General features: G+C 27.1%; 29 protein-coding genes and 1 riboswitch. Of the genes, 28 read left to right on the top strand and 1 reads right to left on the bottom strand.

Annotated elements, in window-relative coordinates; translation table 11 throughout:
- Nucleotides 1-138 precede the first annotated feature (138 nt).
- Nucleotides 139-318, bottom strand: a complete 180-nt coding sequence (locus LPC13_RS11790) for an alpha/beta-type small acid-soluble spore protein (RefSeq protein WP_005214543.1) — start codon at nt 316-318, stop codon at nt 139-141.
- Between the two features lie 424 nt (nt 319-742).
- Between LPC13_RS11790 and LPC13_RS11785 the strand changes: the two genes are divergently transcribed.
- The 28 genes from LPC13_RS11785 to LPC13_RS11645 all read left to right on the top strand — a co-directional run bounded on the left by LPC13_RS11785 (nt 743) and on the right by LPC13_RS11645 (nt 26,219).
- A complete protein-coding gene (locus LPC13_RS11785) occupies nt 743-1,696 on the top strand; it encodes an ABC transporter permease (protein ID WP_005214544.1) in 954 nt (317 codons plus the stop codon).
- Nucleotides 1,686-2,642, top strand: a complete 957-nt coding sequence (locus tag LPC13_RS11780) for an iron chelate uptake ABC transporter family permease subunit (RefSeq protein ID WP_005214545.1) — start codon at nt 1,686-1,688, stop codon at nt 2,640-2,642. Before LPC13_RS11785 ends, LPC13_RS11780 begins: the two co-directional genes overlap by 11 nt.
- On the top strand, nt 2,639-3,394 hold the full coding sequence (locus tag LPC13_RS11775) for an iron ABC transporter ATP-binding protein (RefSeq protein ID WP_005214546.1): 756 nt from the start codon (nt 2,639-2,641) through the stop codon (nt 3,392-3,394). The genes LPC13_RS11780 and LPC13_RS11775 overlap by 4 nt, the downstream gene beginning before the upstream one ends.
- A 171-nt stretch (nt 3,395-3,565) precedes the next feature.
- A complete protein-coding gene (locus LPC13_RS11770) occupies nt 3,566-4,507 on the top strand; it encodes a siderophore ABC transporter substrate-binding protein (RefSeq protein WP_005214547.1) in 942 nt (313 codons plus the stop codon).
- A 234-nt stretch (nt 4,508-4,741) separates the two neighbouring features.
- Nucleotides 4,742-5,878: an ATP phosphoribosyltransferase regulatory subunit gene (hisZ, locus tag LPC13_RS11765; RefSeq protein WP_234088824.1), complete on the top strand. Its 1,137-nt coding sequence runs from the start codon at nt 4,742-4,744 to the stop codon at nt 5,876-5,878.
- Nucleotides 5,879-5,888: 10 nt separating this feature from the next.
- Nucleotides 5,889-6,515, top strand: a complete 627-nt coding sequence (gene hisG / locus LPC13_RS11760; RefSeq protein ID WP_005214551.1) for an ATP phosphoribosyltransferase — start codon at nt 5,889-5,891, stop codon at nt 6,513-6,515.
- 34 nt (nt 6,516-6,549) lie between these two features.
- Nucleotides 6,550-7,848 (top strand): histidinol dehydrogenase, encoded by a 1,299-nt coding sequence (gene hisD, locus LPC13_RS11755; protein WP_005214553.1) that lies wholly within the window; start codon nt 6,550-6,552, stop codon nt 7,846-7,848.
- Between the two features lie 16 nt (nt 7,849-7,864).
- Nucleotides 7,865-8,893: a pyridoxal phosphate-dependent aminotransferase gene (locus tag LPC13_RS11750; RefSeq protein WP_234088823.1), complete on the top strand. Its 1,029-nt coding sequence runs from the start codon at nt 7,865-7,867 to the stop codon at nt 8,891-8,893.
- A complete protein-coding gene (hisB, locus tag LPC13_RS11745) occupies nt 8,886-9,470 on the top strand; it encodes an imidazoleglycerol-phosphate dehydratase HisB (protein ID WP_040419810.1) in 585 nt (194 codons plus the stop codon). Before LPC13_RS11750 ends, hisB begins: the two co-directional genes overlap by 8 nt.
- Nucleotides 9,471-9,509: 39 nt before the next feature.
- Entirely contained in the window at nt 9,510-10,121 is a 612-nt protein-coding gene (gene hisH, locus LPC13_RS11740; RefSeq protein ID WP_005214558.1) for an imidazole glycerol phosphate synthase subunit HisH, read from the top strand.
- Nucleotides 10,121-10,840: a 1-(5-phosphoribosyl)-5-[(5-phosphoribosylamino)methylideneamino]imidazole-4-carboxamide isomerase gene (hisA, locus tag LPC13_RS11735; RefSeq protein WP_005214560.1), complete on the top strand. Its 720-nt coding sequence runs from the start codon at nt 10,121-10,123 to the stop codon at nt 10,838-10,840. The genes hisH and hisA overlap by 1 nt, the downstream gene beginning before the upstream one ends.
- Nucleotides 10,841-11,611 (top strand): imidazole glycerol phosphate synthase subunit HisF, encoded by a 771-nt coding sequence (gene hisF, locus LPC13_RS11730; RefSeq protein WP_005214562.1) that lies wholly within the window; start codon nt 10,841-10,843, stop codon nt 11,609-11,611. It begins immediately after the preceding gene.
- A gap of 108 nt (nt 11,612-11,719) precedes the next feature.
- Nucleotides 11,720-12,049: a phosphoribosyl-AMP cyclohydrolase gene (gene hisI / locus LPC13_RS11725; RefSeq protein WP_005214564.1), complete on the top strand. Its 330-nt coding sequence runs from the start codon at nt 11,720-11,722 to the stop codon at nt 12,047-12,049.
- 1 nt (nt 12,050) lies between these two features.
- Nucleotides 12,051-12,371: a phosphoribosyl-ATP diphosphatase gene (gene hisE / locus LPC13_RS11720; RefSeq protein WP_040419813.1), complete on the top strand. Its 321-nt coding sequence runs from the start codon at nt 12,051-12,053 to the stop codon at nt 12,369-12,371.
- Between the two features lie 103 nt (nt 12,372-12,474).
- Entirely contained in the window at nt 12,475-13,125 is a 651-nt protein-coding gene (locus LPC13_RS11715) for an HAD family hydrolase (RefSeq protein ID WP_005214568.1), read from the top strand.
- A 173-nt stretch (nt 13,126-13,298) separates the two neighbouring features.
- On the top strand, nt 13,299-13,730 hold the full coding sequence (locus LPC13_RS11710; protein ID WP_005214570.1) for an RrF2 family transcriptional regulator: 432 nt from the start codon (nt 13,299-13,301) through the stop codon (nt 13,728-13,730).
- A gap of 131 nt (nt 13,731-13,861) precedes the next feature.
- On the top strand, nt 13,862-15,238 hold the full coding sequence (locus tag LPC13_RS11705; protein WP_005214571.1) for a cation:dicarboxylate symporter family transporter: 1,377 nt from the start codon (nt 13,862-13,864) through the stop codon (nt 15,236-15,238).
- A gap of 371 nt (nt 15,239-15,609) precedes the next feature.
- Nucleotides 15,610-17,826 (top strand): stage V sporulation protein D, encoded by a 2,217-nt coding sequence (locus LPC13_RS11700; protein ID WP_234088822.1) that lies wholly within the window; start codon nt 15,610-15,612, stop codon nt 17,824-17,826.
- Between the two features lie 22 nt (nt 17,827-17,848).
- Nucleotides 17,849-19,099, top strand: a complete 1,251-nt coding sequence (gene ftsW, locus LPC13_RS11695) for a putative lipid II flippase FtsW (RefSeq protein ID WP_407080855.1) — start codon at nt 17,849-17,851, stop codon at nt 19,097-19,099.
- Nucleotides 19,100-19,607: 508 nt separating this feature from the next.
- Nucleotides 19,608-19,967 (top strand): hypothetical protein, encoded by a 360-nt coding sequence (locus LPC13_RS11685; protein WP_147576266.1) that lies wholly within the window; start codon nt 19,608-19,610, stop codon nt 19,965-19,967.
- 131 nt (nt 19,968-20,098) lie between these two features.
- Complete coding sequence (locus tag LPC13_RS11680; protein WP_005214583.1) at nt 20,099-20,269, top strand: hypothetical protein; 171 nt, start codon at nt 20,099-20,101, stop codon at nt 20,267-20,269.
- 5 nt (nt 20,270-20,274) lie between these two features.
- The gene (locus LPC13_RS11675) at nt 20,275-20,583 is read left to right on the top strand and encodes a hypothetical protein (RefSeq protein WP_005214585.1); all 309 of its coding nucleotides are present in this window, start codon (nt 20,275-20,277) and stop codon (nt 20,581-20,583) included.
- 225 nt (nt 20,584-20,808) lie between these two features.
- On the top strand, nt 20,809-21,303 hold the full coding sequence (locus LPC13_RS11670) for an RNA polymerase sigma factor (protein ID WP_234088821.1): 495 nt from the start codon (nt 20,809-20,811) through the stop codon (nt 21,301-21,303).
- Complete coding sequence (locus LPC13_RS11665; RefSeq protein ID WP_005214589.1) at nt 21,296-22,591, top strand: DUF4179 domain-containing protein; 1,296 nt, start codon at nt 21,296-21,298, stop codon at nt 22,589-22,591. Before LPC13_RS11670 ends, LPC13_RS11665 begins: the two co-directional genes overlap by 8 nt.
- A 288-nt stretch (nt 22,592-22,879) precedes the next feature.
- On the top strand, nt 22,880-23,167 hold the full coding sequence (locus LPC13_RS11660) for a DUF503 domain-containing protein (RefSeq protein ID WP_005214591.1): 288 nt from the start codon (nt 22,880-22,882) through the stop codon (nt 23,165-23,167).
- A 112-nt stretch (nt 23,168-23,279) separates the two neighbouring features.
- Nucleotides 23,280-23,474: riboswitch (SAM riboswitch) on the top strand.
- Between the two features lie 152 nt (nt 23,475-23,626).
- Nucleotides 23,627-24,592, top strand: coding sequence for a methionine ABC transporter ATP-binding protein (locus LPC13_RS11655; RefSeq protein ID WP_005214593.1), 966 nt, complete (start codon nt 23,627-23,629; stop codon nt 24,590-24,592).
- Nucleotides 24,592-25,239: a methionine ABC transporter permease gene (locus LPC13_RS11650; RefSeq protein ID WP_005214595.1), complete on the top strand. Its 648-nt coding sequence runs from the start codon at nt 24,592-24,594 to the stop codon at nt 25,237-25,239. Before LPC13_RS11655 ends, LPC13_RS11650 begins: the two co-directional genes overlap by 1 nt.
- A gap of 146 nt (nt 25,240-25,385) precedes the next feature.
- Nucleotides 25,386-26,219 (top strand): MetQ/NlpA family ABC transporter substrate-binding protein, encoded by an 834-nt coding sequence (locus LPC13_RS11645; RefSeq protein ID WP_005214597.1) that lies wholly within the window; start codon nt 25,386-25,388, stop codon nt 26,217-26,219.
- Nucleotides 26,220-26,489 lie beyond the last annotated feature (270 nt).

The raw sequence follows: 26,489 nt of genomic DNA, 5'->3' as shown, positions 1-26,489 counted from the left end.
TTAATATATTTTAAATTATATTACATATTTGTATAAAATTAAAGACTACTGACACTTTGTCAGCAGTCTGAAAAATAAGAAGCTCTTATAAATATGAGCTTCTTATTTTTAAATTAATTTATAAACTTAAGAGTTTAATTAAATTCCTCTTTCGTATTGTTCTACCATTCTTTTAACCATTTCTCCACCAACACTTCCGCATTGTTTAGAAGTAAGATTTCCATTGTAATCAGTGAAAGGAACACCCATTTCACTTGCTACTTCAGTTTTAAATTTTGATAATCCGTTTTTTGCTTCTGGAACTAGTTTTTGTGACATATCAGTCCCTCCTAATATATTTTTTTATAAAGTATATATTTACTTTACACTATTATGTTATGTAAAAAAGATTTAAATAATCTATTAAAAAGTAGGCAAACAAGCCAAAATATAATTTTTATATATAACAATGGTTATATAATTAGCTCTTAACAAAAGTTCTTTTTTATAGATAAATAGAAATAAAATTACATTAAATTATTTAAAGATTTCCATTAATATAACAAGTAAAATGTTTACAATGGATTGATGAACTATAAATATTATGTTTCAATTTTAATTTTTTTGAAAAAATATGAAAAAAATGAAATTTAGCATAGACAGAAGAAGAAAATGGTGATAACATACTAATGAAAATGATAATTGCTATCAAATAAAAAAATAATTTACTGTATGTATTAAAAAGATAATTACGGAGGAAGAGATGAAAAAAAGATATCTATTTCTTTTGTTGCTTATTTTATCAGTTATATCTATTTTTATAGGTGTATCTAATGTAAGTATAAAAGATATATTAAATTTTGATATAGATAAGATTCATATAATATTAGTAAGTAGAATACCAAGATTAATTGCTATATTAGTAGCAGGAGTAGGACTTAGTATTAGTGGACTTATAATGCAACAAATAAGTAAAAATAAGTTCGTATCACCAACAACAGCAGCAACAGCTGATTTTGCAAAGCTTGGAATACTATTCTGTATAATGGTAATTCCATCGGCAACTATTATGCAAAAAATGATTGTATCATTTGTTTGTGCTGCGTTAGGTACTGTTTTGTTTATGAAAATGATAAAAATGATAAAAATTAAAAATATAGTTTTTGTTCCGTTAATAGGTATGATGCTTGGGAAAATAGTAGGATCTATTACTACATTTTTTGCTTATAAATATGATTTAGTTCAAAATATTTCTTCTTGGATGGAAGGAGATATGTCATTAATTATGAAAGGAAGCTATGAATTACTTTATTTAAGTATACCAATGGTAATTATAGCATTTTTATATGCTAATAAGTTTACTATAGTAGGAATGGGAGAAGATTTCGCTGTAAATTTAGGTGTAAATTATAATGTAGTTGTTAATGTTGGACTAGCTATAGTTTCTTTAATATGTGCTGTAACACTTATCACAGTAGGAAATATTCCATTTTTAGGACTTATAATTCCTAATATAGTAAGCATATATAGTGGAGATAATTTAAAAAGAACTTTATACCACACAGCACTACTTGGGCCAATATTCTTACTAATATGCGATATATTTGGAAGAATAATAATATTTCCATTTGAAATGTCAATAGGATTAACTGTTGGAGTAATAGGAAGTGTTATATTCCTTTATATGATATTAAGGGGGAATAAGGATGAGGACTAAAGATAAAAGAAGCATAATTATATTGTCATTATTAGCTTTAGTATTAATAGGAACATTCTTATTAATTAATGTAAATAGTGCCAATATAAGATATGCAATGTATAGAAGAATACCTAAAATATATGCAATGATATTAACAGGTGGAGCTATAGGGTTTTCATCATTAATATTTCAAACTGTAACAAATAATAGAATATTAACGCCAAGTATTTTAGGAATAGACTCATTATATGTATTATTACAAACATCAGTAGTATTCTTATTAGGATCTTCTTCTGTAATAATAAGTAATGGTAATATAAATTTTATTATAACAATAGTAGCTATGCTTATATTTTCAAGCTTAATTTATAAGTTTATATTTAAAAAAGGTAGCAAAAATATATTTACACTATTATTAGTTGGTGTAGTTTGTGGAACATTGTTTGAAAGTTTAACTACATTTATGCAGGTTCTTATTGATCCGGTAGAGTTTCAAGTGGTACAAGATAAAATGCAAGCAAGTTTTAATAATATAAATACAGAGTTGTTATTTATTTCAAGTATAATAATAATACTTTGTATAGGTTTTGCTTATGATTATTTAAAGGTGCTAGATGTAATGGCACTAGGAAGAGATGAAGCAATAAATTTAGGTGTTGACTATGATAAAATGGTAAAAAAAATGCTAGTTATAGTAGTAGTATTAACATCTGTAGCAACAGCATTAGTTGGGCCTATAACTTTCTTAGGATTACTTGTTGTAAATATTGCGAGACAGCTTATAACTACATATAAGCATAATATTTTAGGTGTAGCAACAATATTAATTAGTATAGTAGCACTTATAGGTGGACAATTACTTGTTGAACATTTAATGGATTTTGGAGTTTCAGTGAGTATAATAATTAATTTTGTTGGAGGAATTTATTTCATTTATTTAGTTATGAAGGAGAGAAATAGATGATAGAAGTAAAAAATATAACAAAAAGTTATGGTAATAAAAAAGTTGTAGATAATGTATCTTTAAATATTGAAGAAGGAAAAATTACTTCTTTTATAGGACCAAATGGAGCAGGAAAAAGTACACTTCTTTCTATTATGAGCAGACTATTAAAAAGAGATAGTGGCGAAGTACTAGTTGATGGTGTTGATATATTAAAATGGGACAATAAAGAGTTGGCAAAAAAGGTAGCTATCTTAAGACAATCTAACAATATAAATATTAGATTAACTATTAGAGAGTTAGTTAGTTTTGGTAGATTTCCACATTCTCAAGGTAATTTAAAAGAGGAAGATAATAAATATATAGATGAAGCAATTAATTATATGCAACTTAAAGAGTTTGAAAATAGATATTTAGATGAATTAAGTGGGGGACAAAGACAAAGAGCATATATTGCAATGGTAATAGCTCAAAATAGCGATTATATTTTCTTAGATGAACCACTTAACAATCTTGATATGAAACATTCAGTTGAAATAATGAAGATTTTAAGAAAGCTTTGTGATGATTTAAATAAAACAGTTGTAATAGTTATACATGATATAAACTTTGCATCATGTTATTCAGATAATATAGTTGCTTTAAAAGATGGAAAGCTTATTAAAAATGGTAAAGCTGAAGAAACAATAAAAAAGGAAGAACTAGAAAATATATATGAAATAGACTTCCATATTGAAAATATTAATAATAGAAATATTTGTGTGTATTTTTAAAATTAATGATATAAATCTATAAATAAAATTTAATTTTGAAGTTAATATAAGCAAATTTTTAAATTTGCTTATATTAAGAATATATATTGATAATGAATATCAATATTAAATAAAATGTGGATTTAGAGATTAGTTTAAATATAAATAAAATTTAAAAGAGGTGTAATAATAATGAGTAAAAAGACAATTTTATCAATAGTAGTATTACTAGTAGTAGTTCTTGGAGTATTTGGAGTTACTAAATTTGTAGGTGCAGAAAATAAAGGAGCAGGAGAAAGTATTGTTGTTTCTCATGAACTTGGAGAAACTACAGTTACTACAAATCCAAGTAGAATAGTGGTATTTGATTATGGTATATTAGATTCTTTAGATAAATTAGGAATAGATGGAATAGTAGGGGTAGTTCAAAGTGGATTACCAGAATATTTAACTAAATATTCTACTGAAGAATATTCAAGTATAGGAAGTTTAAAAGAACCAGATATGGAAAAAATATTTGAATTATCTCCAGATTTAATAATAATATCAGGTAGACAAGCTGATTATTATGAAGAGTTAAATAAAATAGCTCCTACAATTCATTTAGGAGTAGATAATGAAAATTATTTAGAATCTTTTACAGTTAATATGAATACCTTAGGTAAAATATTTAACGAAGAAAAGTCAGTTGTAGAGGAACTTGAAACTATAACAGAAGCAATAGAAGCTTTAAATAAAAAAGTTACAGAAAAGAATGTTAATGGTCTTATAGCATTAGCCAATGATGGTTCATTTAGTGTTTATGGTGCAGAATCAAGATTTGGGATAATTCACAATGGGTTTGGAGTAATTCCAGTTGATACAACTATCGAATCTTCAACACATGGACAAAAAGCATCATTTGAGTATGTTGTTGAAAAAAATCCTCAATATTTATTTGTAGTTGATAGAGCTGCTATTGCTGGTGGAACTACTTCTGCAAAAGAATTATTTGATAATGAATTAATGAAGAAAACAGATGCATATAAAAATGATAATATTGTTTATTTAGATCCTGCAATTTGGTACACTTCAACTGGTGGATTTACATCTACAATGAAAATGGTAGAAGAAGTGGATTCCGCAATTAAGTAAATTTAATATTTTATATAGGAATAGCCATAATATATATTTAGATTAAAAATCTTATATATTATGGTTTTTTTTATTTTTCTTAAATGAATTTTGAGAAAGTTTTATTTAATAAAAATTATATTTATTAAATAAAAGAGTTTTTTATTACTAATTTATTAAAAAAATAAAATAATAATAATCAAAATAATAATTGACAAATATATCCATAAAGGGTATATTGTTATTAACTTTAGTATGATAAAGTGCAATAAGCTAGTTTATAAAATAAAAGGGGTGATTAAAATAAGCAATGTAATACCAGAAGGGACAAGGGATTTTACAATTGATGAATGCATAAAAAGAAGGAGAATAGTTGACAAGGTAACAGATATATTTGATAAATGGGGTTATAGCGAAATATCAACACCAACTATTGAGTACTATGAAACTTTTAATCATAAGTCACAAAGCTTAAAAGAAGAAGAAATGTATAAGTTTTTTGATAATAGAGGAAGAATTTTAGTATTAAGGCCAGATATGACAGTACCAGTTGCAAGAATGATTAATACTAAATTTAGGGATATATCATTACCTGTAAAACTTTATTATTCAGAAAAAGTATTTAGAGTTCATGAAAGCTTAGAAGGAAAAAAAAATGAATATTTAGATTGTGGTATTGAATTTGTAGGATTAGATGGAAAAAATATTGATTTAGAAGTTTTAGTTACAGCTATTGAAACATTAAAAGCTATAGGTAATAAAAAATTTAAAATAGAAATTGGAAATGTTAATATTTCAAAAGCAGCTTTAAGTGGAATAGGAATTAATGGAGTAGAGAAAAAAGTAATAATGAATCTTATAAATAATAAGAGTTTAATTAGTTTAAAGGAAGCTTTAGAATTACTTGATATTAGTGAAGAAAATAAAGAGTTTTTAAATAAATTACCTTGGCTTTTTGGTGGATATGAAATGATAGAAAAAGCGAAACAATTATCAGTTAATAAAAATATGACTGAGAGTATTATATATTTAGAAGATTTATATCTATCCTTAAAAGAGTTAGGATATGAAAAGTATATAACTGTAGATTTAAGTATGGTACCACGAGTTGATTATTATTCAGGAATCATATTTAAAGGGTATATAGATGGTATTGGAAAGGCTATATTAAGGGGAGGTAGATATAATGGGTTATTAAAAAATTTTGGACAAGATAAACCGGCAATAGGTTTTTCAATTGATATAAATGAATTAATTAATATTAATTATAATAATAAAAATAAATATCTTGAAGTTACTATTGATAATAATAATCCTATCAGTATGTTAAAAGAAGCTATTATAAAAACAAATGAAGGAAAAAGAGTAAATATTAAATATAAAAATAAGTAGGAGGTGGAGTATGAGCATAAGCATAGCATTAACTAAAGGAAGAATTGAAAAAGAAGTAATAAAAATTTTAGAAAAATCAAACTTTGGTATAGATGAGCTGAAAAATAAGGGGCGGAAATTAGTGTTCAATGATACTAAAGAAGATATAAAGTATTTTTTGGTTAAGGCTAATGATACAGTAACTTATGTTGAACATGGTGTTGCAGATATAGCTATAGTAGGAAAAGATACCTTGCTAGAGCGGGAAGAGGATTATTATGAGGTACTTGATTTAGGATTAGGTAAATGTAAATTTATTGTAGCAGCACTTCCAGATTCCAATATATTTAATAATGGTGGGCATATAAAAATAGCAAGTAAATATCCAACAGTAACAAAAAAATATTTTCAAAGTAGAGGTATGGATGTTGAAGTAATAAAAATAGAAGGTTCTGTAGAGTTAGCACCTATACTAGGAATTAGCAATGCTATTGTAGATATTATGGAAACAGGTACTACTTTAAAAGAGAATGGATTAATAGTTTTAGCTGAAATTTGTGATATTAGTACAAGAGTTATTATAAATAAATCTAGCTTTAAACTTAAAAGCAATGAAATTAATAGATTCCTAAATAAAATAAGAAGATGTATTAAATAAACATAGTTATTATAGCTATAAGGGGGCGAATTTTATGATAGATGTAATAGAGTATTCAAAATATGAAAAAAACAATCTACTAAAAATCCTTGAGGAAAGAAATAATACAAAGTCAAACAACATAGAAGATAAAGTTAGAAATATTATAGAGACGGTTAAAGATTATGGAGATAGAGCATTAATAAATTTTACTAAACAATTTGATAATATAATGTTAGAAGATTTAAGAGTAACGGAAGATGAAATAGAAGAAGCATATAATTCTGTAGATAAAGAATTTATTGATATATTAAAGGAAAGTAAAGAAAATATTAAAGCATATCATGAAAAGCAAAAAAAGTTAGATTATATATATACTAAAGAAAATGGAGTATATATGGGACAAAGAATAATTCCAATAGAGAGTGTTGGTGTATATGTACCAGGGGGAAAGGCTGCATATCCATCATCAGTATTGATGAATGTAATTCCAGCTAAAATAGCAGGAGTTAAAAAAATAGTAATGGTAACACCACCAAGTTTAAATGGAGAAGTAAATAAGAATATTTTAGCAGCAGCAAAAATTTCAGGAGTAGATGAAGTATTTAAGGTAGGTGGAGCACAAGCTATAGCTGCATTAGCTTATGGAACTGAAACTATAGAAGCTGTTTGTACTATTGTAGGACCAGGTAATGCATATGTGGCAGAGGCAAAAAGACAGGTTTATGGAAAAGTAGGAATAGATATGATTGCAGGTCCAAGTGAAGTGTTAATAATTGCAGATGAAGCTGCAAATGAAAAGTTTATAGCAGCAGATTTAATGGCTCAAGCAGAGCATGATGAAATGGCATCTTCAATTTTAATAACCACATCTATGAATCTTGCAAAAAAAGTAAATAATGAAGTGAAAGTTAAAGTTGAAGATTTAGATAGAAAAGAGATAGTAAAAAAATCCTTACAAAGTTATGGGAAGATAATAGTTTGTAATAATATTGATGAATGTATAGACATTTCAAACAAAATATCGCCAGAGCATTTAGAAATTCTTCTTAAAAATCCTATAGAATACTTAGAAAAAATAAAAAATGCAGGTTCTATATTTTTGGGAGAATATACACCGGAACCAATGGGAGATTACTTTGCAGGAACAAATCATGTATTACCAACATGTAGAAGTGCTAGATTTTCATCACCACTATCTTTAGATACATTTACTAAAAAATCATCCTATTTATATTATTCAAAGGAAGCTTTACTTAATTGCGGAGAGAAAGTTGTAAAATTTGCAAAAGAAGAAGGATTAACAGCTCATGGAAATTCTATAAAGGTTAGATTAGAATATGAAGAAAATTAATACGTATAAAAATATTATGAATAATAAGATAGGTATAAGAGTAAATGGAAATGAGAGTTATAAGAATTTAGATAATGAAGATTTGTTGAATGCACTTGAAAGTACCAAAAACACTAAGTTTAATAGATATCCAGATAGTGACTCTAAGAGGCTTAGAGAAGAGTATGGAAGATTAATAGATATGCCATTAGAAAATATTATAGCAGGCAATGGATCAGATGAAATGATATCATTAGTAATAGCAGTATATGTTAAAAGAAAAAGTGTAGTTATGACAATTAAGCCTGATTTTTCAATGTATGATTTTTATGTATCTCTAAATAATGGAGTTATTAAAAAGTTTGAAACAAGGGAGGACGGCAGTTTTTCTTTAGATGATTTCATAGCATTTGGAAAAGAGATAAATCCTAATCTTATAATTATTTCAAATCCTAATAATCCAACAGGACATACATTAAATAATATTGAAATATTAAAAATTTTAGATGTGTTTAGAGAAAGTAAAATTCTTATAGATGAAGCTTACTATGAATTTTACGGACAAACAATGCTTAAATATGTAAATGAATATAAAAATTTAATTATTACACGAACTTTATCTAAGGCATGGGGATTAGCTGCTCTTAGGGTAGGTTTTTTAATTTCCAATGAAGATAATGTAGTAGAATTAAACAAATATAAAGTTCCATATAATTTAAATCAACTTTCTCAAGATATTGCATGTAATATTATTAATCATCCAGAGAAGGTGATAAAAAACGTTGAGGAAATTGTAAGTGAAAGAGAACGTTTATATAAAAATTTAAAAGAAATAGAATTACGAAACAAAGAAATAATTACTTTTTATCCATCAAAGGCAAATTTTATTTTTGCTAAGAGTAAATACAAAGATAAAATTAAGGCTGAGATGGAAGAACAAGGAATATTGATTAGATATTTTAATGATGATACTTTTAGAATTTCAATTGGGGAAAGTTGGGAAAATGATTTAATCATAACCGTTATTAAGAAGGCATTAGGATATGAGGTGGAAAATAATGTGTAAAAGAATAGGGGAAATAAAAAGAGATACTAATGAAACCAATATAAATATGGAAATTAATTTAGATGGTAATGGCACTAATAAAATAGAAACTAATATTGGTTTTTTTAATCATATGCTTATGCTTTTTTCTTTTCATAGTGGTATTGATATAAATTTAATGGCAAAAGGCGATATAGAAGTATGTGATCATCATTTAGTTGAAGATGTTGGTATATGCTTGGGAAAAGCTATTAATAAGGCTTTAGGAGAAAAACGTGGGATAAAGAGATATGCTACTTGTTTTATACCTATGGATGAAGCTTTAACAATGGTCTCTTTAGATATTAGCGGAAGACCTTTTTTATATTTCGAAGGGGATTTTAGGCGAGAATCTATAGGGAATTTTTCAACTGAAATGGTTAAGGAGTTTTTTAAGGCAGTAGCATTTAATTCAGGAATAACATTGCATATTAAAGTCCTGTATGGAGAAAATGATCACCATAAGATTGAAGGGATATTTAAAGCTTTTGGAAGGGCATTAAAAGAAGCTATAGAGATATCCGGAAATAATATACCATCATCTAAAGGTAAAATATAATTTTGAATTTACAGCTAATATGTAAGGGGGCATTTGGAGATGATTGTTATTATTGATTATGGAATGGGAAATTTAAAGAGTGTTTATAATGCGTTAAGTACATTAAATTTACCTTGTAAAATTTCTAGCGATATAAGTGATATAAAGAATGCTGAAAAATTAATATTACCGGGGGTTGGAGCTTTTAATGAGGCTATGGACAACCTTTGTAATTATAGATTAATAGATGCAATAAAAGATAAAGTTAATAATGGATGTCCACTACTTGGAATATGTTTGGGGATGCAGATGCTTTTTGAAGAAGGATATGAAGGCGAAATTAGAAATGGATTAGGTTTTATTAAAGGAAAAATAAAAAGGATAGAACCAAAGAAATATGTAAAACTCCCGCATATAGGATGGAATAGATTGGAGACTAACAATTATAATAATATTCTTTATGGAGTTTCGGAAGAAAACTTTGTTTATTATGTTCATAGTTTTATGGCAAGAGATATGGAGGATGTAAATTTAGTAGCATATTCAGAGTATGGCGGAGTAAAAATTCCTGGGTTAGTAAATAAAGATAATATTTATGGAGCACAATTTCATCCAGAAAAAAGTGGAGAAATAGGTCTTAAAATACTTAGAAATTTTGGGGAGATGATTTAATGATTATAATTCCAGCAATAGATATTATAGAGCAAAAGCCTGTTAGACTTTATCAAGGAAATTATGAGAAAAAGGAAATAGTTGGACAAAGTGTATTAGATATAGCAAGGGGATTTGAGAGAGCAGGGGCTAAGTATATACATTTAGTTGATTTAGATGGAGCTAAAGACGGAAGACTTATTAACAAAGAAATAATTATTAATGTAGCAAAAAGTATAAATATACCTATAGAAGTTGGTGGAGGAATTAGAAGTTATGATGATGTAAAATATTTGGTAGATAATGGGGTAAGTAGGATAATTTTAGGGACTATGGCTATTGAAAATAAAGATGCTCTTAAAGAAATTATTACTGATTTTAAAGATAAGATAGCAATAGGAGTAGATTGTAGAAATGGATACTTATGTACAAGAGGCTGGATTAAGAAAAGTAATATAAATTATATTGAGTTTTCAAGAGATATGGAATCTCTAGGTATTAAAAACATAATAGTAACTGATATAAGTAAAGATGGAACATTAATGGGGTCTAATATAGAAATGTTGAAAGAGTTACAAAAAGAAGTAAATATAAAAATAACTGCTTCTGGTGGAGTAAGAGATATCCATGATATTAAAAAACTTAAAGAAATTAATATTTATGGGGTTATAATTGGAAAGGCTTTGTATAGTGGCAATATAAACTTAAAAAAAGCAATAGAAGTAGTTGGAGGTGCTTAAGTGCATACTAAAAGAATTATTCCTTGTTTAGATGTAAGAGATGGAAAGGTTGTTAAAGGAATCAACTTTGTAGGGATAAAGGAAATTGGAGATCCTGTGTTGTTAGGTGAATATTACTATAATCAAGGAGCAGATGAATTAGTATTTTTAGACATAACAGCTAGTCATGAAAATCGAGGAATAATGGAAAAAGTTGTTGAAAGGGTAGCAGAAAAAATATTTATTCCTTTTACTGTTGGTGGAGGTTTAAGGAATATTGAAGATATAAAAAGAATATTGAGGGCAGGAGCGGATAAGGTTAGTTTAAATTCAGCAGCAGTTAGAAATAAAGGGCTTATAAAGGAAGGAGCTTATTATTTTGGAAACCAATGTATTGTACTTGCTGTAGATGCAAAACGTAGGCAAGATAACAAAGGGTGGAATGTATTTGTTAATGGAGGAAGAATAGATACAGGAATTAATGTCTTAAAATGGATTGAAGAGGCGACAAAGCTTGGAGCAGGAGAAATATTATTAACGTCTATGGAGGCAGATGGAACTAAAAATGGTTTTGATATTGAACTTATAAAAAGAGCCAATGAAGTAACCAATGTACCAATAATTGCATCTGGTGGATGTGGTAAAATAGAAGATTTCTTAGAGGTTTTTAAAGATGGGATGGCTGATGCAGCATTAGCAGCATCGCTTTTTCATTATGGTGAGATAAGTATACAAGAGGTTAAAAAATATTTAAAGGAAAATGGCATTAATGTTAGAAGTTTTAATAACTAACAAATAAATTTAAAGTTTAATTTATAAAATATTTAAGTTATAAATAAGAATATATAAAGATGTATTATAGATAAAACAACAAAAATAAGGGGTATAGAAGGGATTAATATGACTAATATTAATAGGATTATTTTAGACTTTGAAAAAGGAAAAGGGCTTATTCCTACCATAATTCAAGATTATAAAACTAACGAGGTTTTGATGTTAGCATATATGTCTGAAGAAAGTTTTAAGTTAACATGTGATGAAAAAAAGACTTGGTTTTATAGTAGAAGTAGAAATGAGTTATGGAACAAGGGTTCTACATCAGGCAATTTTCAAGAAGTAAAAGAAATATGGGTAGACTGTGATAGTGATACATTATTAATAAAAGTAATTCAAAGGGGCGCAGCTTGTCATACAGGTGAAAAAAGTTGTTTTTTTAGGAGGATTGAGTAAAGTGATATTTGATGATTTATATAAAGTTATTAAAGATAGAGAAATTAATGGCAAGGATAAGTCATATACTAAATATTTATTAGATACAGGAACTGATAAGATATTAAAAAAAGTTGGGGAGGAATGTACAGAAGTGATAATTGCAGCTAAAGAAAATAATAAAGACGAAATAGTAAATGAAATTTGTGACTTAGCTTATCATTTATTAGTTCTTATGGTTAATAAAAAAATTGATATTGAAGATATAAATAATGAATTAGTAAAAAGACGAGATAAAATAAATAATTTTAAAGGTGAAAGAAAAAATATAGATATACTTTGATATAATAGTGTAGCGTTAGAAACTTAATCTTTCCTTATATATATAAATTATAATATAATGAAAATTAAATAAGTATTAGTTTAGAGACATCAAGGAGAATAAAATGATTAAAGCAGTAATTTTTGATTTAGATGGTACATTGTTAGATACATTAGAGGATTTAGCAAATGCATGTAATTATGCTCTTGAAGTTTGTGGTTTTAAAATCCATAATGTTAATGATTATAAAAGATTTGTTGGTAGCGGAAGGTATAAATTAATTGAGCGTATAGTTCCTGCAGAATATAAAAATAGTGAGGAAGTAATAAATAAAGTTTTAGGTTTGTTTGATGAATACTATGGAAAGCATATGATGGATATGACTAAACCTTATCCAGGGATTGTTAATATGTTAGAAGAGTTAAAGAAAAACAACATAAAGCTAGCAGTAGTTTCGAATAAACCTCATGAGTTTGCAGAAAGTGTAGTAAAGAAATATTTTGGAGAGACATTTGATATAGCCTATGGACAAAGACCTAACCATCCAGTTAAACCAGATCCTAAAACTGTGTATGAAGTTATTGAGTATTTAGGTGTTAATAAAGATGAATGTATTTATGTTGGAGATTCTGATGTTGATGTAAATACTGCAAAAAATGCAAATGTTAAAGCAGTTGGAGTTTCATGGGGATTTAGAGGTACAGGAGAGCTTAAGGAAGCAGGAGCAGACTATATAATATATACTCCTCAGGAAATAGAGAAGGTAATGAAGTAGGTATTGTAAAATATACACTAAGTCTAAATACACAATAATTAAGGTGTATTTAGACTTTTTATTGACAAAAATAAAAAAAAAACCTAATATATAATATATATTACCGATAGGAATACTAGGAAAAGAAAAATTGTATTAAAAAATCATACAAATGTGAAAAAGTAGGGTGAATTATGAAGATTTCAACAAAAGGAAGATATGGATTAAGAGCTTTGATAGATTTAGTTATAAATTCAGAAAATGAAAGTGTAACTTTAAAAGCTATATCGGAAAGACAAGAAATATCAGAAAGATATTTAGAACAAATATTTTCACTTCTTAGAAAAGCATCAATAATAATTGGAAGAAAAGGTGCACAAGGTGGATATACTTTAGCGAAAAGCACACAAGAAATAACAATAGGTGAAATATTAAGAGCGTTAGAGGGCGAAAGCTTTTTAATAGATATTAATGATGAAAAGTGTAATGATATAGAAAGCTTTATCAATAACAATCTATGGAGTGAAATTAATACTAAAATTAATAATTATTTTAATTCTATTACATTGAAAGAATTTGTTGAAAAATATAAAAGTGAAAAAGAAGAAATCATATACTACATATAATGAAAGCTTTTAATATAAGAAAAATAGGTATTTTAAAGTATAATAAATAATTAAGAAATATAATAAACCTAAATTAAATAATAAATTTAGGTTGATAATTATATAAAAAATAACATAAGAGGAGTTTAAAAATGAACAGTACATTTCTATCAGAGTTTATAATGATAACAAATTTTAAAACGATACTTTTTATTGCCATATTAGCAATTGTATTATTTGGTATTAATTTAATGGCAAAGAAAAAAGTAAAGTTTTCAACTAGAATGATAGTTTCAACTTTAGCAGGATTAGCATTAGGGTTATTAGTTCAAGTAGTTGCAGGTTTTCCGGATAATCCAGGTGATGTAACATGGATAAAAGAAGTTAATAAATGGTATGGCCTTATAGGTTATGGTTTCATGGATTTATTAAAAATGTTAGTAGTTCCACTAATATTTGTTTCTATAATAAGAGTAATAATAAACATGAAGTCAGGTGAAAACTTAGGGAAATTGACAACAAGATCAATTTTTGTTTTACTTGGAACTACAGCTTTATCAGCTATTGTTGGTATAGTTATAGGAAATTTATTTAAGCTTGGAGTATCTCAAACAGTAGTTACTGGAACAGGTGAAATAAGAGAAATTACCCCAGTTGTAGATACATTAAGAGGTTTATTACCATCAAATCCAATAGAAGCAATGGCTAGTGGAAATGTAGTTGCAGTTGTAATTTTCGCTGCATTTATAGGAAATTCAATGAAAATATTAAACAAAAAATATTCAGATGTAATAAAACCAGTTACAGATTTAGTACATGGATCTTACAAGATTATCACAAGTATAGCAATGACTGTTATTAAACTAATGCCATTTGCTGTAGTAGCATTACTTGCAAATACTATAGCAAGTAGAGGTATTGCTGCTATTTGGGAAGTTGTAGATTTTATAATTGCATTATATGTAAGTATTGCAGTAGTATTTGTAATTCATTTAATAATAATTGCATTAAATGGATTAAATCCATTTAAATATGCTAAAAATGTTGCAGAACCATTATTATTAGCATTTACATCACGTTCAAGCTTAGGAACTTTACCTGTTACAATCGAAACTTTAACAGATAAAGTAGGAGTTGAAAATGGTATAGCATCATTTGTTGGAAGTCTAGGGTCTAATATGGGGATGAATGGATGTGCAGCTATTTATCCAGCATTAATGGCAGTTACATTAGCAAATATGTCAGGAACACCTAAGGATTTAAGTTTTTATGGAATGCTTGTAGTTATTATTGTAATAGGTTCACTTGGAATAGCAGGACTTCCAGGGAGTGCAACAATGGCTGTTTCAGTAGTTATATCAGGTATGGGAATGGGAGCATATTTCCCTCTTGCAGGTGGAATAATTGCTATTGACCCTATATTAGATATGGGACGTACAATGTTAAATGTTAACGGAACAATGGTTACAGCAGTAACAGTTGGAAAGAGTTTTGATAAAATAGATAAAGAAAAATTTAAAAACTCATAAGTTATATCTAAATTTTAACTGAATATATAAAGTAAATTAAATATCAAATTAAAAAGCCGTATAGAAATAAACTGTAAGTTGTTTTAAGCAGAGTTATTTTTATAAGGCTTTTTTTATTGAAAAAACTAAGGTTAATATATTATTATATATTATTATTACACTTTTTACTATATTAAATAGTATTTTGATGAAGTGGTAAATATAATGTAAAAAAATATTGAATTTTAAAGTTAGTTTCATAAAAATTTCATATTAGAATTATACCAAAATTAAATTTATTTACCATTAAAATACTTTTGGTATGAATCAAAATGTAGTAAAATATAAGTTATGTAATGTAAGCTAAGGTTAAATGAATGGAGAATCAAATTATGGAGAAAAAGAAGAAAAAAAAGAGGATTAAAAAAAATAATGGAAAGATATCAGTTGTTAAAAGATTAGGATTAGTAGAAAAGATAATTTGTGGTATTTTAGTTGGGTTAATAGTAAGGGTTGCATGGATAACTTTAGTAAGGGGTAATGAATATAAGGTTTTAGCAAATTCAGAATGGCAGAATGAGTTAAGTATTACTGCTAAAAGAGGGGATATTTTAGATAGAAATGGTGATACATTAGTAACATCTGCAAATGTTTATAGAATTGATTTTGATTTAAGTGCTATTGATAGTTATTTAGAAGAAAATCAGTTGACAAAAGAAGATATTTCTAAAACCATAGCAGATACATTAGAAATAGATAAAAATAAAGTTTTAGAAGTATTGAACGCTAAACTTGAAAATGGAGAGGTTAATCAATATCCAAATCTACTTAGAGCTATAAGTAAAGAACTTGCTGATAAGGCGAAAAGTTTAAAAATATTTGGTCTTATGGTTTCTAGAGAGATAGAAAGATATTATCCAAATAATAATTTTCTTGCAACTACTTTAGGAGGAATTAATTCAGAAGGAAATGGATTAACAGGTATAGAACTACAATATGATGATGAATTATCTGGTATACCAGGAATGAAAGTTGGGGGATTTGATAACTGGGGCAATACATTGCCATTTGTACCTTATAAGCTTACACCAGCAGTAGATGGGAAAGATTTAGTTTTAACTATAGATGGAACATTACAACAAATAGCAGAAGAAGTAGCTCAAAAGGGGCTAGAAGAACACAAAGCTAAAGGTGTATATGTAGTAATTATGGATCCAAATAATGGAGAAGTATTAGCTATGGTAAATAAACCAGATTATGATCCTAATGAACCATATGAAGGGTATGAAACTTTTGAAGGTGAAACAGAAGGCGATCAAATTCAAAATATGTGGAGAAATAAGATAATTAGTGATACGTTTGAACCAGGTTCTACATTTAAAATAATTACAATGATTGCTGCTATGGAAGAAGGACTAGTTAATGAAAATGAAATTTTCAATTGTACAGGCGGAGTTCACTATGGCGATACTTACGTAAAATGTTGGAATACTGCAGGACATGGTAATCAAACATTACCTGAGATATTAAAGAATTCATGTAATGTTGGTTTTATAGAACTTGGAGAAAGATTAGGAATTGAAAAATTAAATGAATATATTTATAAATTAGGCTTTGGTAAGTTAACAGGAATAGATTTACCAGGAGAAGCAGAAGGGATAATAAAAGCAGCTGAAGATGTAACGCCAATAGATCTTGGAACAATTTCTTTTGGACAAACTAATACAGTAAATGCAATGCAACTTATGACTGCTTTTAATGCTGTAGCTAATGGTGGTGATTTAATACAACCTCATATAGTTAAAGAAATAACTTCAGTTAATGAAAATGGAACTAGAATTATAGAAGAAACAATTAAACCTACTATTAAGAAAAATGTATTATCAGAGGAAAACACAGCTATATTAAGAGGGTATTTAGAAAGAACAGCAACACAAGATGGACCAGCAGGTTCTTTTGTTCAAGGATATGATGTAGGAGCTAAAACTGGTACAGCACAAAAGGTTGATTTTAATACTGGAGGATATTCAGCAGATAAGTATATTGCATCAATTGTTGCTTTAGCACCAGTTGACAATCCTCAAATTACAGCGTTTATTGCTGTTGATGAACCGAGTACAGGGATTTATTATGGAGGACAAGTTGCTAGTCCATTGATGAAAGAATTATTTACAAAAATATTCCGATATATGGATACACCTCTTGCAAAAGAAAGATTTGGGTTATCAAGAAATGTAATAATACCGGAAGTAAGAGGAAAATCTTTAGATGAGGTTAAGGAAATATTAAATGCTAATAATTTAGAGTTTGAGGTAAAAGGTAATGGAAAGACAGTTGTTTCTATGGAACCTTATCCAGGAACAACAGTTAAAGAAGGTGCTAAAATTACTTTAACAGCAAAAGATACTACGCAAATACAAAAAAATATAAATATGCCAGATTTAAAGGGAACTACAGTAGAATTTGCAGCTTCAATTTTAGATAATTTAGGATTGGATTATACAATATCCGGAATTGGGACAGTATATCAACAAAGTATTCCAAGTGGAACTGTAGTTAAAAAAGATACTAAAGTAGAAATTATCCTTAAAGAGGAATCAGAATATTAATTCTACAAGTGGGAGGTGAAATATGAATAAGTATAAGAGTACAACTCAAAGAAAAAAAGTAAGTAAATCTAAAAGAGTTAAGAAAAAAAATTTAAAAAAGAAGAAGGTTAAAATGGGTGAAGTAAATCTTGGTTTATTCTATACTATTTTAGCACTTGTAGCTATTGGGGTTGTGATGGTTTTTTCAGCTAGTTCATATTATGCATTATATGAACAAGAAAATGTATTTCATTTCTTATATAAAGAAATAATTTGGGCTGTAGGTGGGTTAATTGCATTATTAATTATTATGCAATTTGATTATCATAAATATAAAAAGGCGACAATTTTATTATATGTAGTAGCAATTTTATGTTTAGCTGTAACGCCATTTATTGGAGTTGAAGTAAATGGAGCTAAACGTTGGCTTGATATTTTTGGAATATCATTCCAACCATCAGAGCTTGCAAAGTATGCAACTGTATTTTTCTTAGCATATATGATTGAAAAAAGAGGTAGAATGCAAGAAAGTTTTTGGAAAGGGCCTATGTTTTATCTAGTATTTGTAGGGATTTTAGCTGGGTTAGTATTAGTAGGAAGAAACTTAAGTATTACAGCAGTTATAATGTTTGTTGCATTTATAATGCTTTATGTTTCTGGGATGAAAAGAAAACATATAGCAAATATATTTGCTATGGGGGGAGTCTTAGGAGTATTAGCTATTCTTATAGAACCTTATAGAATTGCGAGAGTGTTGAATTTTACTAATCCATTTAAAGATGCATCTGGAGATGGATATCAATTAGTTCATTCTTTTTATGCATTAGGTTCAGGTGGGTTATTTGGAGTTGGTCTTGGTAACTCAAAGCAAAAGGCATTATATATGCCAGAACCACATAATGACTTTATATTTTCAATTATAGGTGAAGAGTTTGGATTAGTTGGATGTACAGTTGTAATTGGATTATTTTTAATTTTAATATTCCAAGGTTTAAATGTAGCAGCAAAAGCTAAAGATAAATATGGAAGATTATTAGCTATTGGAATTACTTCTGTAGTTGGGATACAAGCGATAATAAATATTGCAGTTGTAACAGGAAGTATGCCTGTTACGGGAGTTCCTCTTCCGTTTATAAGTTATGGAGGTACTTCACTTGTATTCAATTTATGTGCTATGGGAGTATTACTTAATATTTCTAGTCAGCGTAGAGTACCAAATAAGGAAGTAAAACCTAAGGAAATAGAAGAAAATCAAACCAATAATATCTATAGCTTTAGTAATTATAATAAATAAAGTTTTTGATAAAGGTCTTAGTATAGTTTTGTAAAACTAATATTAGGACCTTTTATACAATAATAAAGGCAATATCCAGATGATTATAGTAAATTTAGATTTATGATGACAAAGATAAAATTAGAACAAATGAGCTATCTAAAAAAGGGTGGAATAACTAAGACAAATCTTTCAGTACTTAAAAATAATAAATCAAAAGTTATTATTTTTTTAATTTTATATAAAATATGTAATACTTTAGAGTACTAATGAAGTGATATTTTAGAATATAGAAATGATAATAAAGAGTAAGGAGAGAGAAGAAAATGAGATGAAGAGAGAGTCCAAATTTATAATAAAGAAGATATGGTTAATATCAATAATTATCTTTATAACTGTGATTATATTAAGTTGTTTTTTTAAAATAAAATTTTTTATATTTGGAATTAATCCAAATTTTTTATATTATATTTTATTTCTCATTATTATTATATGTCCAATTGTATTTTTCTGTTGTGAAAAAGAAGATATGTTATTAGGAAAGTTAATTTATACTATAACTATGGTATTAATTATAGCAATAAGTATGTTTATTTATATGTTTTTATTTAGTGGAAATAAATATTTTACTTTTAAATCTCCACAAAGAACTAATGATTTAGTTATAGAAGAAAAAAGTTTTCTTTTAAGTGGTATTAGCACATTTTATGAGAAAAAATTTGGAGTATTTATTAAACCGCTAGATATTGAAATAAATATAGATGATGGATTTAGACCATTTTCAACTGACTCATATGAAATAAATTGGATAGATGAAGATACAGTTAATGTAAGATATAATTATGGTAATGAAGATGTGTGGAAAAGTGAAATTATAAAATTAAAATGAAGCAATATAGAGATGGAGAAGAACAATAAACTTGATAGAAAGAAGTTTATATCAAATTCGCTAATAGAGATTATTATAAAAATGAAAAGAATTATTAGTTTAAAGGATAATTAAATAAGAGGAGAGGTATAATGGAAATACTATTAATAATTTTAATTGGTCTTATGATATATAATATTACTATACATATTCCAAATAAATTAAAAGAGCAAGATGAAAAACAAAGATTGCATTTTGAGGAATTACGCATAAGATTGAATAGGATAGAAAACAGTTTAGAAGAGATAAGAAATATGGAGTAAATAATATGGATATTTTTAAAATATTAAATAATGATATTGAAGGACTTAATGAAGAAGAGCGTGAATTTGCCGAGAACTTTAATGAGACTTTACGTGAAAAGATTATAGATGAACTTGCTATATATGAAACTAATGAATTAATTAAAGATTTAAAAAGTGATGAAGAAATATTTAGAGAAAAAATAGAGTATATATTTATTTATGGGAAAAAGGGATATAATAAAATGCCAACAAAAGCATTAATAGATATATACCTTGATAAGAAAAATGAAGGTGACTTTATTAATTTAATTGAAAGTCTAAGTGAAATTTAATAATACCTCAGGGGAAGTGAAAAATAATTTCCTCTGAGGTGTTTTTATTAGAAAAACCTAAAAAATATAATGCTTAATTTTTAAGATTTATAGTTTATAGAAGAATTTAAAAAATTTTAAATAGCGATAAAAAACATTTAAACAAAATAGGTTGTTCATACGTCTATATAATAGAATTAAATAAAATAGTACTATTTACATAATTTTAGATGGGAGAATACATTAATGATTAAAATTAGGGGTAGGAGTTTAGAAAAGAGATTTGAAGACTCTGTAAAAGAAAATAAAGAAAAATTTTATAGGTTGGCTTATTATTATGTGAAAAATCATCATGATGCAATGGATATATTGCAGGAAAGTATTTTGAAAGGATACTCTAATTTATCTAAGATAAAGGATGAAAATGCTATAGATAAGTATCTTAGTAGGATAATAGTTAATACAGCAGTAGATTTTATAAGAAAAAATTCTAAAGTTGTAGTTGTAGAGAATGATTATTTAAAGGATAAGTCTGTAGATGATGAAAAATCGGAAATAGGTTTAGTTATTGATACTCTTCCAGAGGAGCTTAAGGATGTTATAATTTTGAAATATTTTCATGGATATAAAATTGATGAAGTTGCAGAGGTTTTAGGTATTTCTATTTCTACTGTTAAAAATAGAATGCATAAGGCATTAAAAATATTAAGAGTAGAAATTAAGGAGGAGAGTTATGAGTAAGAATTATTTAGATGATGAAAAATTAAGATATGAAAATATAGAAATTCCTGAGGAACTTGATTTTATGGTGAGAAAGACATTGAAAGAAGGGAGAAGAAAAAGAAATTTAAAGAAATTTTATAAATATGGAAGTGGAATAGCATGCACATTTTTGCTGTTTGTAGTATTAGTAAACATTTTTCCAAATGTAGCTTATGCTATGAGCAAAGTTCCTGGTCTTGATAAACTGATAGAACTTGTGACTTTTGATAAAGGCTTTGATAATGCTGTAGAAGAGGGGCTGGTTAAAGAAATTAACTTTCAAGAGCAAAAGAATGGAGTGAAGCTTAAAGTAAATACTATTGCTGGAGATTGGAAGAGACTTTGGTTAGGATATGAGATATCAGGAGAAAAAAATTTAGGGGTTGATATTAGTATTGTTACTGAAACAGGAGGTGTATCATGGAGTACATTTTATACAGAACCATATAGTATTAAAAATGAAGAAGGAGAACAGGAATCATATATAGAGATAGCCTTTGAAGAATTTAATGAAGAATTTACTTTAGAGTTTAATGTTTATGACAAGGAAAAAGGAAGAAAAGATGATTTAAGCAAGGAGTATCTAGCAAGTTTTTCTGTACCGATAAAGCTTGAAAAAGAAATATTTAATAGTGAATTAATGGATATATCCTTAGATAATACAATTATTAACACTGAAATTGGAGATATAGAAGTAGTAAGTTTAAAAACTAGTAAAACAAGAACTATTATGGAATTTAAGCTTAATAGTGATATATATGATTATATGACCTTTGAAAATCCTAGACTTATAGATAATGAAGGAAATGAATATGAAGTAAGTTCATCTTATGAAAGTCAGGGTTTTGAAAATAACTTTATAGAACTTCAAGGTGAAATAAAGGAAAGTATTAAATCTTTAACCTTTGTTTTTGATGAAATGTATTATGCTAGAAAAGATAATAGAAATATTATAATAGACTTAAAAAATAAGGGAGTTAAACCTAACGATTACAATATTGAATTTGTAAGTTTTATAGGAAATAATCTTACTTTAAAAGCAAGGGATGTTAAAAGTATTTCTTTTGACAATATTATACTTGAAAATGGAGAAAGTTTAATTAGTGAAAGTGGGGTATCTTGTATAAGTGATGAAGAAAACAATGAATATTATGTTAAGTCATATTTAAAATTAAATGATACAATACTAGATGAAGTAAAACTTAAAATATTTTGGATAATGAAGGATAGTGTTAAAGGTGATTATATAGAATTAATAAAACAATAAAATGAATTAAGAGTTAATCTAATAATTGGATTAACTCTTAATGTTATTTTATATTATTTCTTTAAGGGAATTAATTTTTTTATAATTACTTACCTTTAATTATTTATTCTTTTGTAAGTTATATAAACTATAAATATAGTATAGTTTGTTATGATAAAATTATAAGAACAGGTAATTATATCAAGAAATAAAGTAGTTGATATATCATATATTATATAAAGAAGATTATTTTAGACATTGATATTAAAATTTACTTTTTAGTAAAAATAAAGTTTAGAGGTGAAGTAAATGAAAATATTATTAATAAAAATTGAACTTAGGGCAGAATGGGTGCATTCATTAAAAGAAAAAAGAATGATAGTCTTGAGCCTTTGTAAAAGGCTTACTAATAAGTTTAATGTGTCAGTGTCTGAAGTTGATCATCAAGATGTACATCAAAGTATAGTAATAGGTATATGTAGCGTTGGAACTTCAAGAGATGTACTTCAAGCTTTAAAGGAAAAGATTTTAGATTTTATTGAAGATAATACTGATGCAGAACTTTTAAAAATAGAAGAAGAGGTTATGGATTATTAGAAAGAATATTTAGTATAAAAAATAAAAAAAGTATATAGAAGTTATTGACAAAAATCTTCAAGTAATATATATTAATATCAACAGCAGAAAATATTGGAAAATTTAATAGATAATCTTATCAAGAGTGGTGGAGGGACTGGCCCTGTGAAACCCAGCAACCTATTAACAGTTAAAAGTTAGTAGTTAAGGTAAAACTTCAATGGTGTTTTAAAATTTGGAGATTTTAAAGAAATTTTAACCTTAACAATCAACTAATAACTATTAATGTGGTGCTAATTCCTGCAGTTTTTTAACTGAGTGATGAGAGGGTAAATTTAATAAGTGTATTTATACGTACTTGAGTTTATTCTCTAGTGCGTTTTTTTTATATTTTTTCTTAAATTAATAAAAAGTATAGTATTTAAGTAGTAAGCTTAAAATTTATGATTTTTATTATTAACTAAATGGAGGTGGACAAACATGATTAAAATGCAAAATGTAAAAAAGAGTTTTGGAGATATAGAGGTTTTAAAGGATATTTCACTAAATATAAATGAAGGTGAAATATATGGACTTATTGGACATAGTGGGGCAGGTAAATCAACACTTTTAAGATGTATAAATGCCTTAGAAGATTATAATGACGGATCTATAGTTGTTATGGATAAGGAAGTTAACAAATTAACTGAAAAAGAAAAGAGAGTATTCAGAAAAGATTTAGGAATGATATTTCAAGGATTTAATCTTTTAAATAGAAAAACTGTATATGATAACGTAGCACTTCCATTACAAGTGTGGGGAGAGGATAAGGCTTGTATAAAAAAGCGTGTTAATGAGCTTTTAGAGATTGTAGGGCTTTCAGATAAAGCAAAAAGTAAACCAAAAGAGCTTAGTGGAGGACAAAAACAAAGAGTTGCTATAGCTAGAGCATTAGCATTAGAACCAAAGATTCTTCTTTGTGATGAAGCAACATCAGCTTTAGATCCTAAAACAACAAAAGATATACTTTCACTTTTAGACGATATCAATAAAAAATTAGGAATTACAATAGTTGTTGTTACCCATCAAATGGAGGTTGTAAAGCAAATTTGCCAAAGAGTTGCATTGCTTCAAGGTGGAGTATTAGTAGCAGAAGGAAAGGCAGAGGAGGTATTCTTAAGACCAGAAGTATCGCTTAAAAAATTCTTAGGAGAAGATGAAGAAGATGCACTACCAAATACCGGAGTTAATATTAAGTTATTTTTCCCAAGTAATTCTTCAGAAAATGCTCTTATAACTAAGATGGCAAGAGAACTTAATATAGATTTTTCTATAGTTGGAGGAAGGCTTGAAAAGTTTAGAGATGAGGTATTAGGTAGCTTGACTATAAATATAGATGAAAAGGATAGAGAGGAAGTTATGAAATATCTTTCATCTAAAGATGTTATATTGGAGGTGTTATTATAATGGATAGTAAAATGATTAATATAATAATAGAAGAGTTTGGAAAAACTGTTTATATGGTGTTTTTTTCAACATTATTTGCAAGTGTTTTAGGATTTTTATTAGGAATAATATTAACAGTTACAAGTGATTCTGGATTAAAACCTAATAAGGTTATTTATAGAGTTTTAGATGTAGTAATTAATGTGCTTAGAAGTTTTCCTTTTATAATTTTAATAGTAGCTATAATTCCATTTACTAGAGCTATAGTTGGAACATCTATTGGTGAAACTGCAGCAATAGTACCACTTACAATTGCAGCTGCACCTTTTGTGGCAAGGATAATAGAAGGAGCACTAAAGGAAGTTGATCCAGGAGTTATAGAAGCTGCAAAATCATTTGGAGCATCAAATACTCAAATAATATTTAAAGTTATGATTAAGGAAGCAGTACCATCAATTATTTCAGGATTAACATTAACAGTAATTAGTATAATTGGTTATTCTGCAATGGCAGGTAGTGTTGGAGCAGGTGGAATTGGTAAATTAGCAATAAGTTATGGTTTCCAAAGATTTAACACGGAAGTTATGATTGTTACTGTAGTTATTCTTATAATAATAGTCCAAGCTCTTCAAAGCTTAGGTAATTACTTATATAAGAAATTAAGTTAATTATGTTATATATAAATTATTAGTAAATAAATATAAATTTAAGTTGTAAGAAGTATTAATTAAAATATGTAAATAGTAATTAAAAGTTATTTAAATAAATAAGTTAATAAGTAATATTAAAAATAAATTTTAGGGGGAATTTTAAAATGAAGAAAAAAATTTTAGCAGGAATTTTAGCAGGAGTATTATCATTAGGTCTTATAGGATGTGGAAGTAATGGAGCTACATCTAATGAAGGAAGTAATTCAAGTGATGATAAAATAATAAAAATAGGAGTTTCTCCAGAACCACATGCATCTATAGTGGAAGTTGCAAAGCCACTTTTAGAGGAAAAAGGATATACAGTAGAAATAGTAGAATTTAATGATTATGTTCTTCCAAATACAGCGGTAGAAGAAGGTGAGTTAGATGCAAACTACTTCCAAACAATTGCATACTTAGAATCATTCAATGATGAAAAAGATACTCATCTTACTTATACAGCAGAGATTCATTTAGAACCAATGGGAGCTTTTTCTAATAAGTATAAATCTTTAGATGAAGTAGAGGATGGAGCAACAGTTGCAATTCCTGATGATACTTCAAATGAAGCAAGGGCATTAAAAGTATTAGCAGCAGCTGGGCTTATTGAAATAAATGATGGTGATTTAATAACAGTTGCAGACATAACTTCTAATCCTAAAAATTTAAATTTTAAAGTTCTTGAGGCAGCAACATTACCAAGAGTTTTAGAAGAGGTTGATATTGCAGTTATAAATGGTAACTATGCATTAGAAGCAGGGCTTGATGTTAATAATGATACAATTTGTAAAGAAGATAAAGATGCTGATGATTTACAAGGTAGAAGAAATGTTTTAGCAGTTAAAGAAGGTAATGAAAATACTCAAAAAATTAAAGATTTAACAGAAGCACTTACTTCTGATGAAGTTAGAGAATTTATTGAAAAAGAATACAACGGGGCTGTAGTTCCTGTATTTTAATAAAAAAGTTAAGTTGTAAGTATTATTAAAAGATTAGTATTAAAAATAGGGCAAATAAGTATAATAATATATAGAGAAATTATTTATATAATATTAATAGGGGCAAAGTAATATTATAAAAATAGGGGGCTATTAAAAATAGTAAAAAGAGGGAAGAAACTAAAATTTCTAACCTCTTTTTTTGTATTTATAGATTTGTATATAGATACGAATATAACATAATTGAAGATACTTGTAAGCACAATAAAAAAATAATCTAATATAATAGAA

This window comes from Clostridium celatum, assembly GCF_021412605.1.
In the GTDB taxonomy this organism is placed as follows: domain Bacteria; phylum Bacillota; class Clostridia; order Clostridiales; family Clostridiaceae; genus Clostridium; species Clostridium celatum.
The sequence above is the reverse complement of the archived record's forward strand: the minus strand, read 5'-3'. Positions and strand labels throughout refer to the sequence as shown.

Bases quoted from the DNA above. Each gene is read 5' to 3' on its own strand.
- LPC13_RS11790 (WP_005214543.1), bottom strand. From the start codon at position 318: ATGTCACAAAAACTAGTTCCAGAAGCAAAAAACGGATTATCAAAATTT.
- LPC13_RS11775 (WP_005214546.1), top strand. From the start codon at position 2,639: ATGATAGAAGTAAAAAATATAACAAAAAGTTATGGTAATAAAAAAGTT.
- hisI (WP_005214564.1), top strand. From the start codon at position 11,720: ATGACTAATATTAATAGGATTATTTTAGACTTTGAAAAAGGAAAAGGG.
- hisG (WP_005214551.1), top strand. From the start codon at position 5,889: ATGAGCATAAGCATAGCATTAACTAAAGGAAGAATTGAAAAAGAAGTA.
- LPC13_RS11645 (WP_005214597.1), top strand. From the start codon at position 25,386: ATGAAGAAAAAAATTTTAGCAGGAATTTTAGCAGGAGTATTATCATTA.
- ftsW (WP_407080855.1), top strand. From the start codon at position 17,849: ATGAATAAGTATAAGAGTACAACTCAAAGAAAAAAAGTAAGTAAATCT.
- hisD (WP_005214553.1), top strand. From the start codon at position 6,550: ATGATAGATGTAATAGAGTATTCAAAATATGAAAAAAACAATCTACTA.
- LPC13_RS11780 (WP_005214545.1), top strand. From the start codon at position 1,686: ATGAGGACTAAAGATAAAAGAAGCATAATTATATTGTCATTATTAGCT.
- LPC13_RS11675 (WP_005214585.1), top strand. From the start codon at position 20,275: ATGGATATTTTTAAAATATTAAATAATGATATTGAAGGACTTAATGAA.
- LPC13_RS11770 (WP_005214547.1), top strand. From the start codon at position 3,566: ATGAGTAAAAAGACAATTTTATCAATAGTAGTATTACTAGTAGTAGTT.
- LPC13_RS11650 (WP_005214595.1), top strand. From the start codon at position 24,592: ATGGATAGTAAAATGATTAATATAATAATAGAAGAGTTTGGAAAAACT.
- LPC13_RS11750 (WP_234088823.1), top strand. From the start codon at position 7,865: ATGAATAATAAGATAGGTATAAGAGTAAATGGAAATGAGAGTTATAAG.
- hisZ (WP_234088824.1), top strand. From the start codon at position 4,742: ATGATAAAGTGCAATAAGCTAGTTTATAAAATAAAAGGGGTGATTAAA.
- LPC13_RS11700 (WP_234088822.1), top strand. From the start codon at position 15,610: ATGGAGAAAAAGAAGAAAAAAAAGAGGATTAAAAAAAATAATGGAAAG.
- LPC13_RS11710 (WP_005214570.1), top strand. From the start codon at position 13,299: ATGAAGATTTCAACAAAAGGAAGATATGGATTAAGAGCTTTGATAGAT.
- LPC13_RS11655 (WP_005214593.1), top strand. From the start codon at position 23,627: ATGATTAAAATGCAAAATGTAAAAAAGAGTTTTGGAGATATAGAGGTT.
- LPC13_RS11680 (WP_005214583.1), top strand. From the start codon at position 20,099: ATGGAAATACTATTAATAATTTTAATTGGTCTTATGATATATAATATT.
- hisB (WP_040419810.1), top strand. From the start codon at position 8,886: ATGTGTAAAAGAATAGGGGAAATAAAAAGAGATACTAATGAAACCAAT.
- LPC13_RS11670 (WP_234088821.1), top strand. From the start codon at position 20,809: ATGATTAAAATTAGGGGTAGGAGTTTAGAAAAGAGATTTGAAGACTCT.
- LPC13_RS11665 (WP_005214589.1), top strand. From the start codon at position 21,296: ATGAGTAAGAATTATTTAGATGATGAAAAATTAAGATATGAAAATATA.
- LPC13_RS11685 (WP_147576266.1), top strand. From the start codon at position 19,608: ATGTTATTAGGAAAGTTAATTTATACTATAACTATGGTATTAATTATA.
- hisA (WP_005214560.1), top strand. From the start codon at position 10,121: ATGATTATAATTCCAGCAATAGATATTATAGAGCAAAAGCCTGTTAGA.
- LPC13_RS11660 (WP_005214591.1), top strand. From the start codon at position 22,880: ATGAAAATATTATTAATAAAAATTGAACTTAGGGCAGAATGGGTGCAT.
- LPC13_RS11785 (WP_005214544.1), top strand. From the start codon at position 743: ATGAAAAAAAGATATCTATTTCTTTTGTTGCTTATTTTATCAGTTATA.
- LPC13_RS11715 (WP_005214568.1), top strand. From the start codon at position 12,475: ATGATTAAAGCAGTAATTTTTGATTTAGATGGTACATTGTTAGATACA.
- hisH (WP_005214558.1), top strand. From the start codon at position 9,510: ATGATTGTTATTATTGATTATGGAATGGGAAATTTAAAGAGTGTTTAT.
- LPC13_RS11705 (WP_005214571.1), top strand. From the start codon at position 13,862: ATGAACAGTACATTTCTATCAGAGTTTATAATGATAACAAATTTTAAA.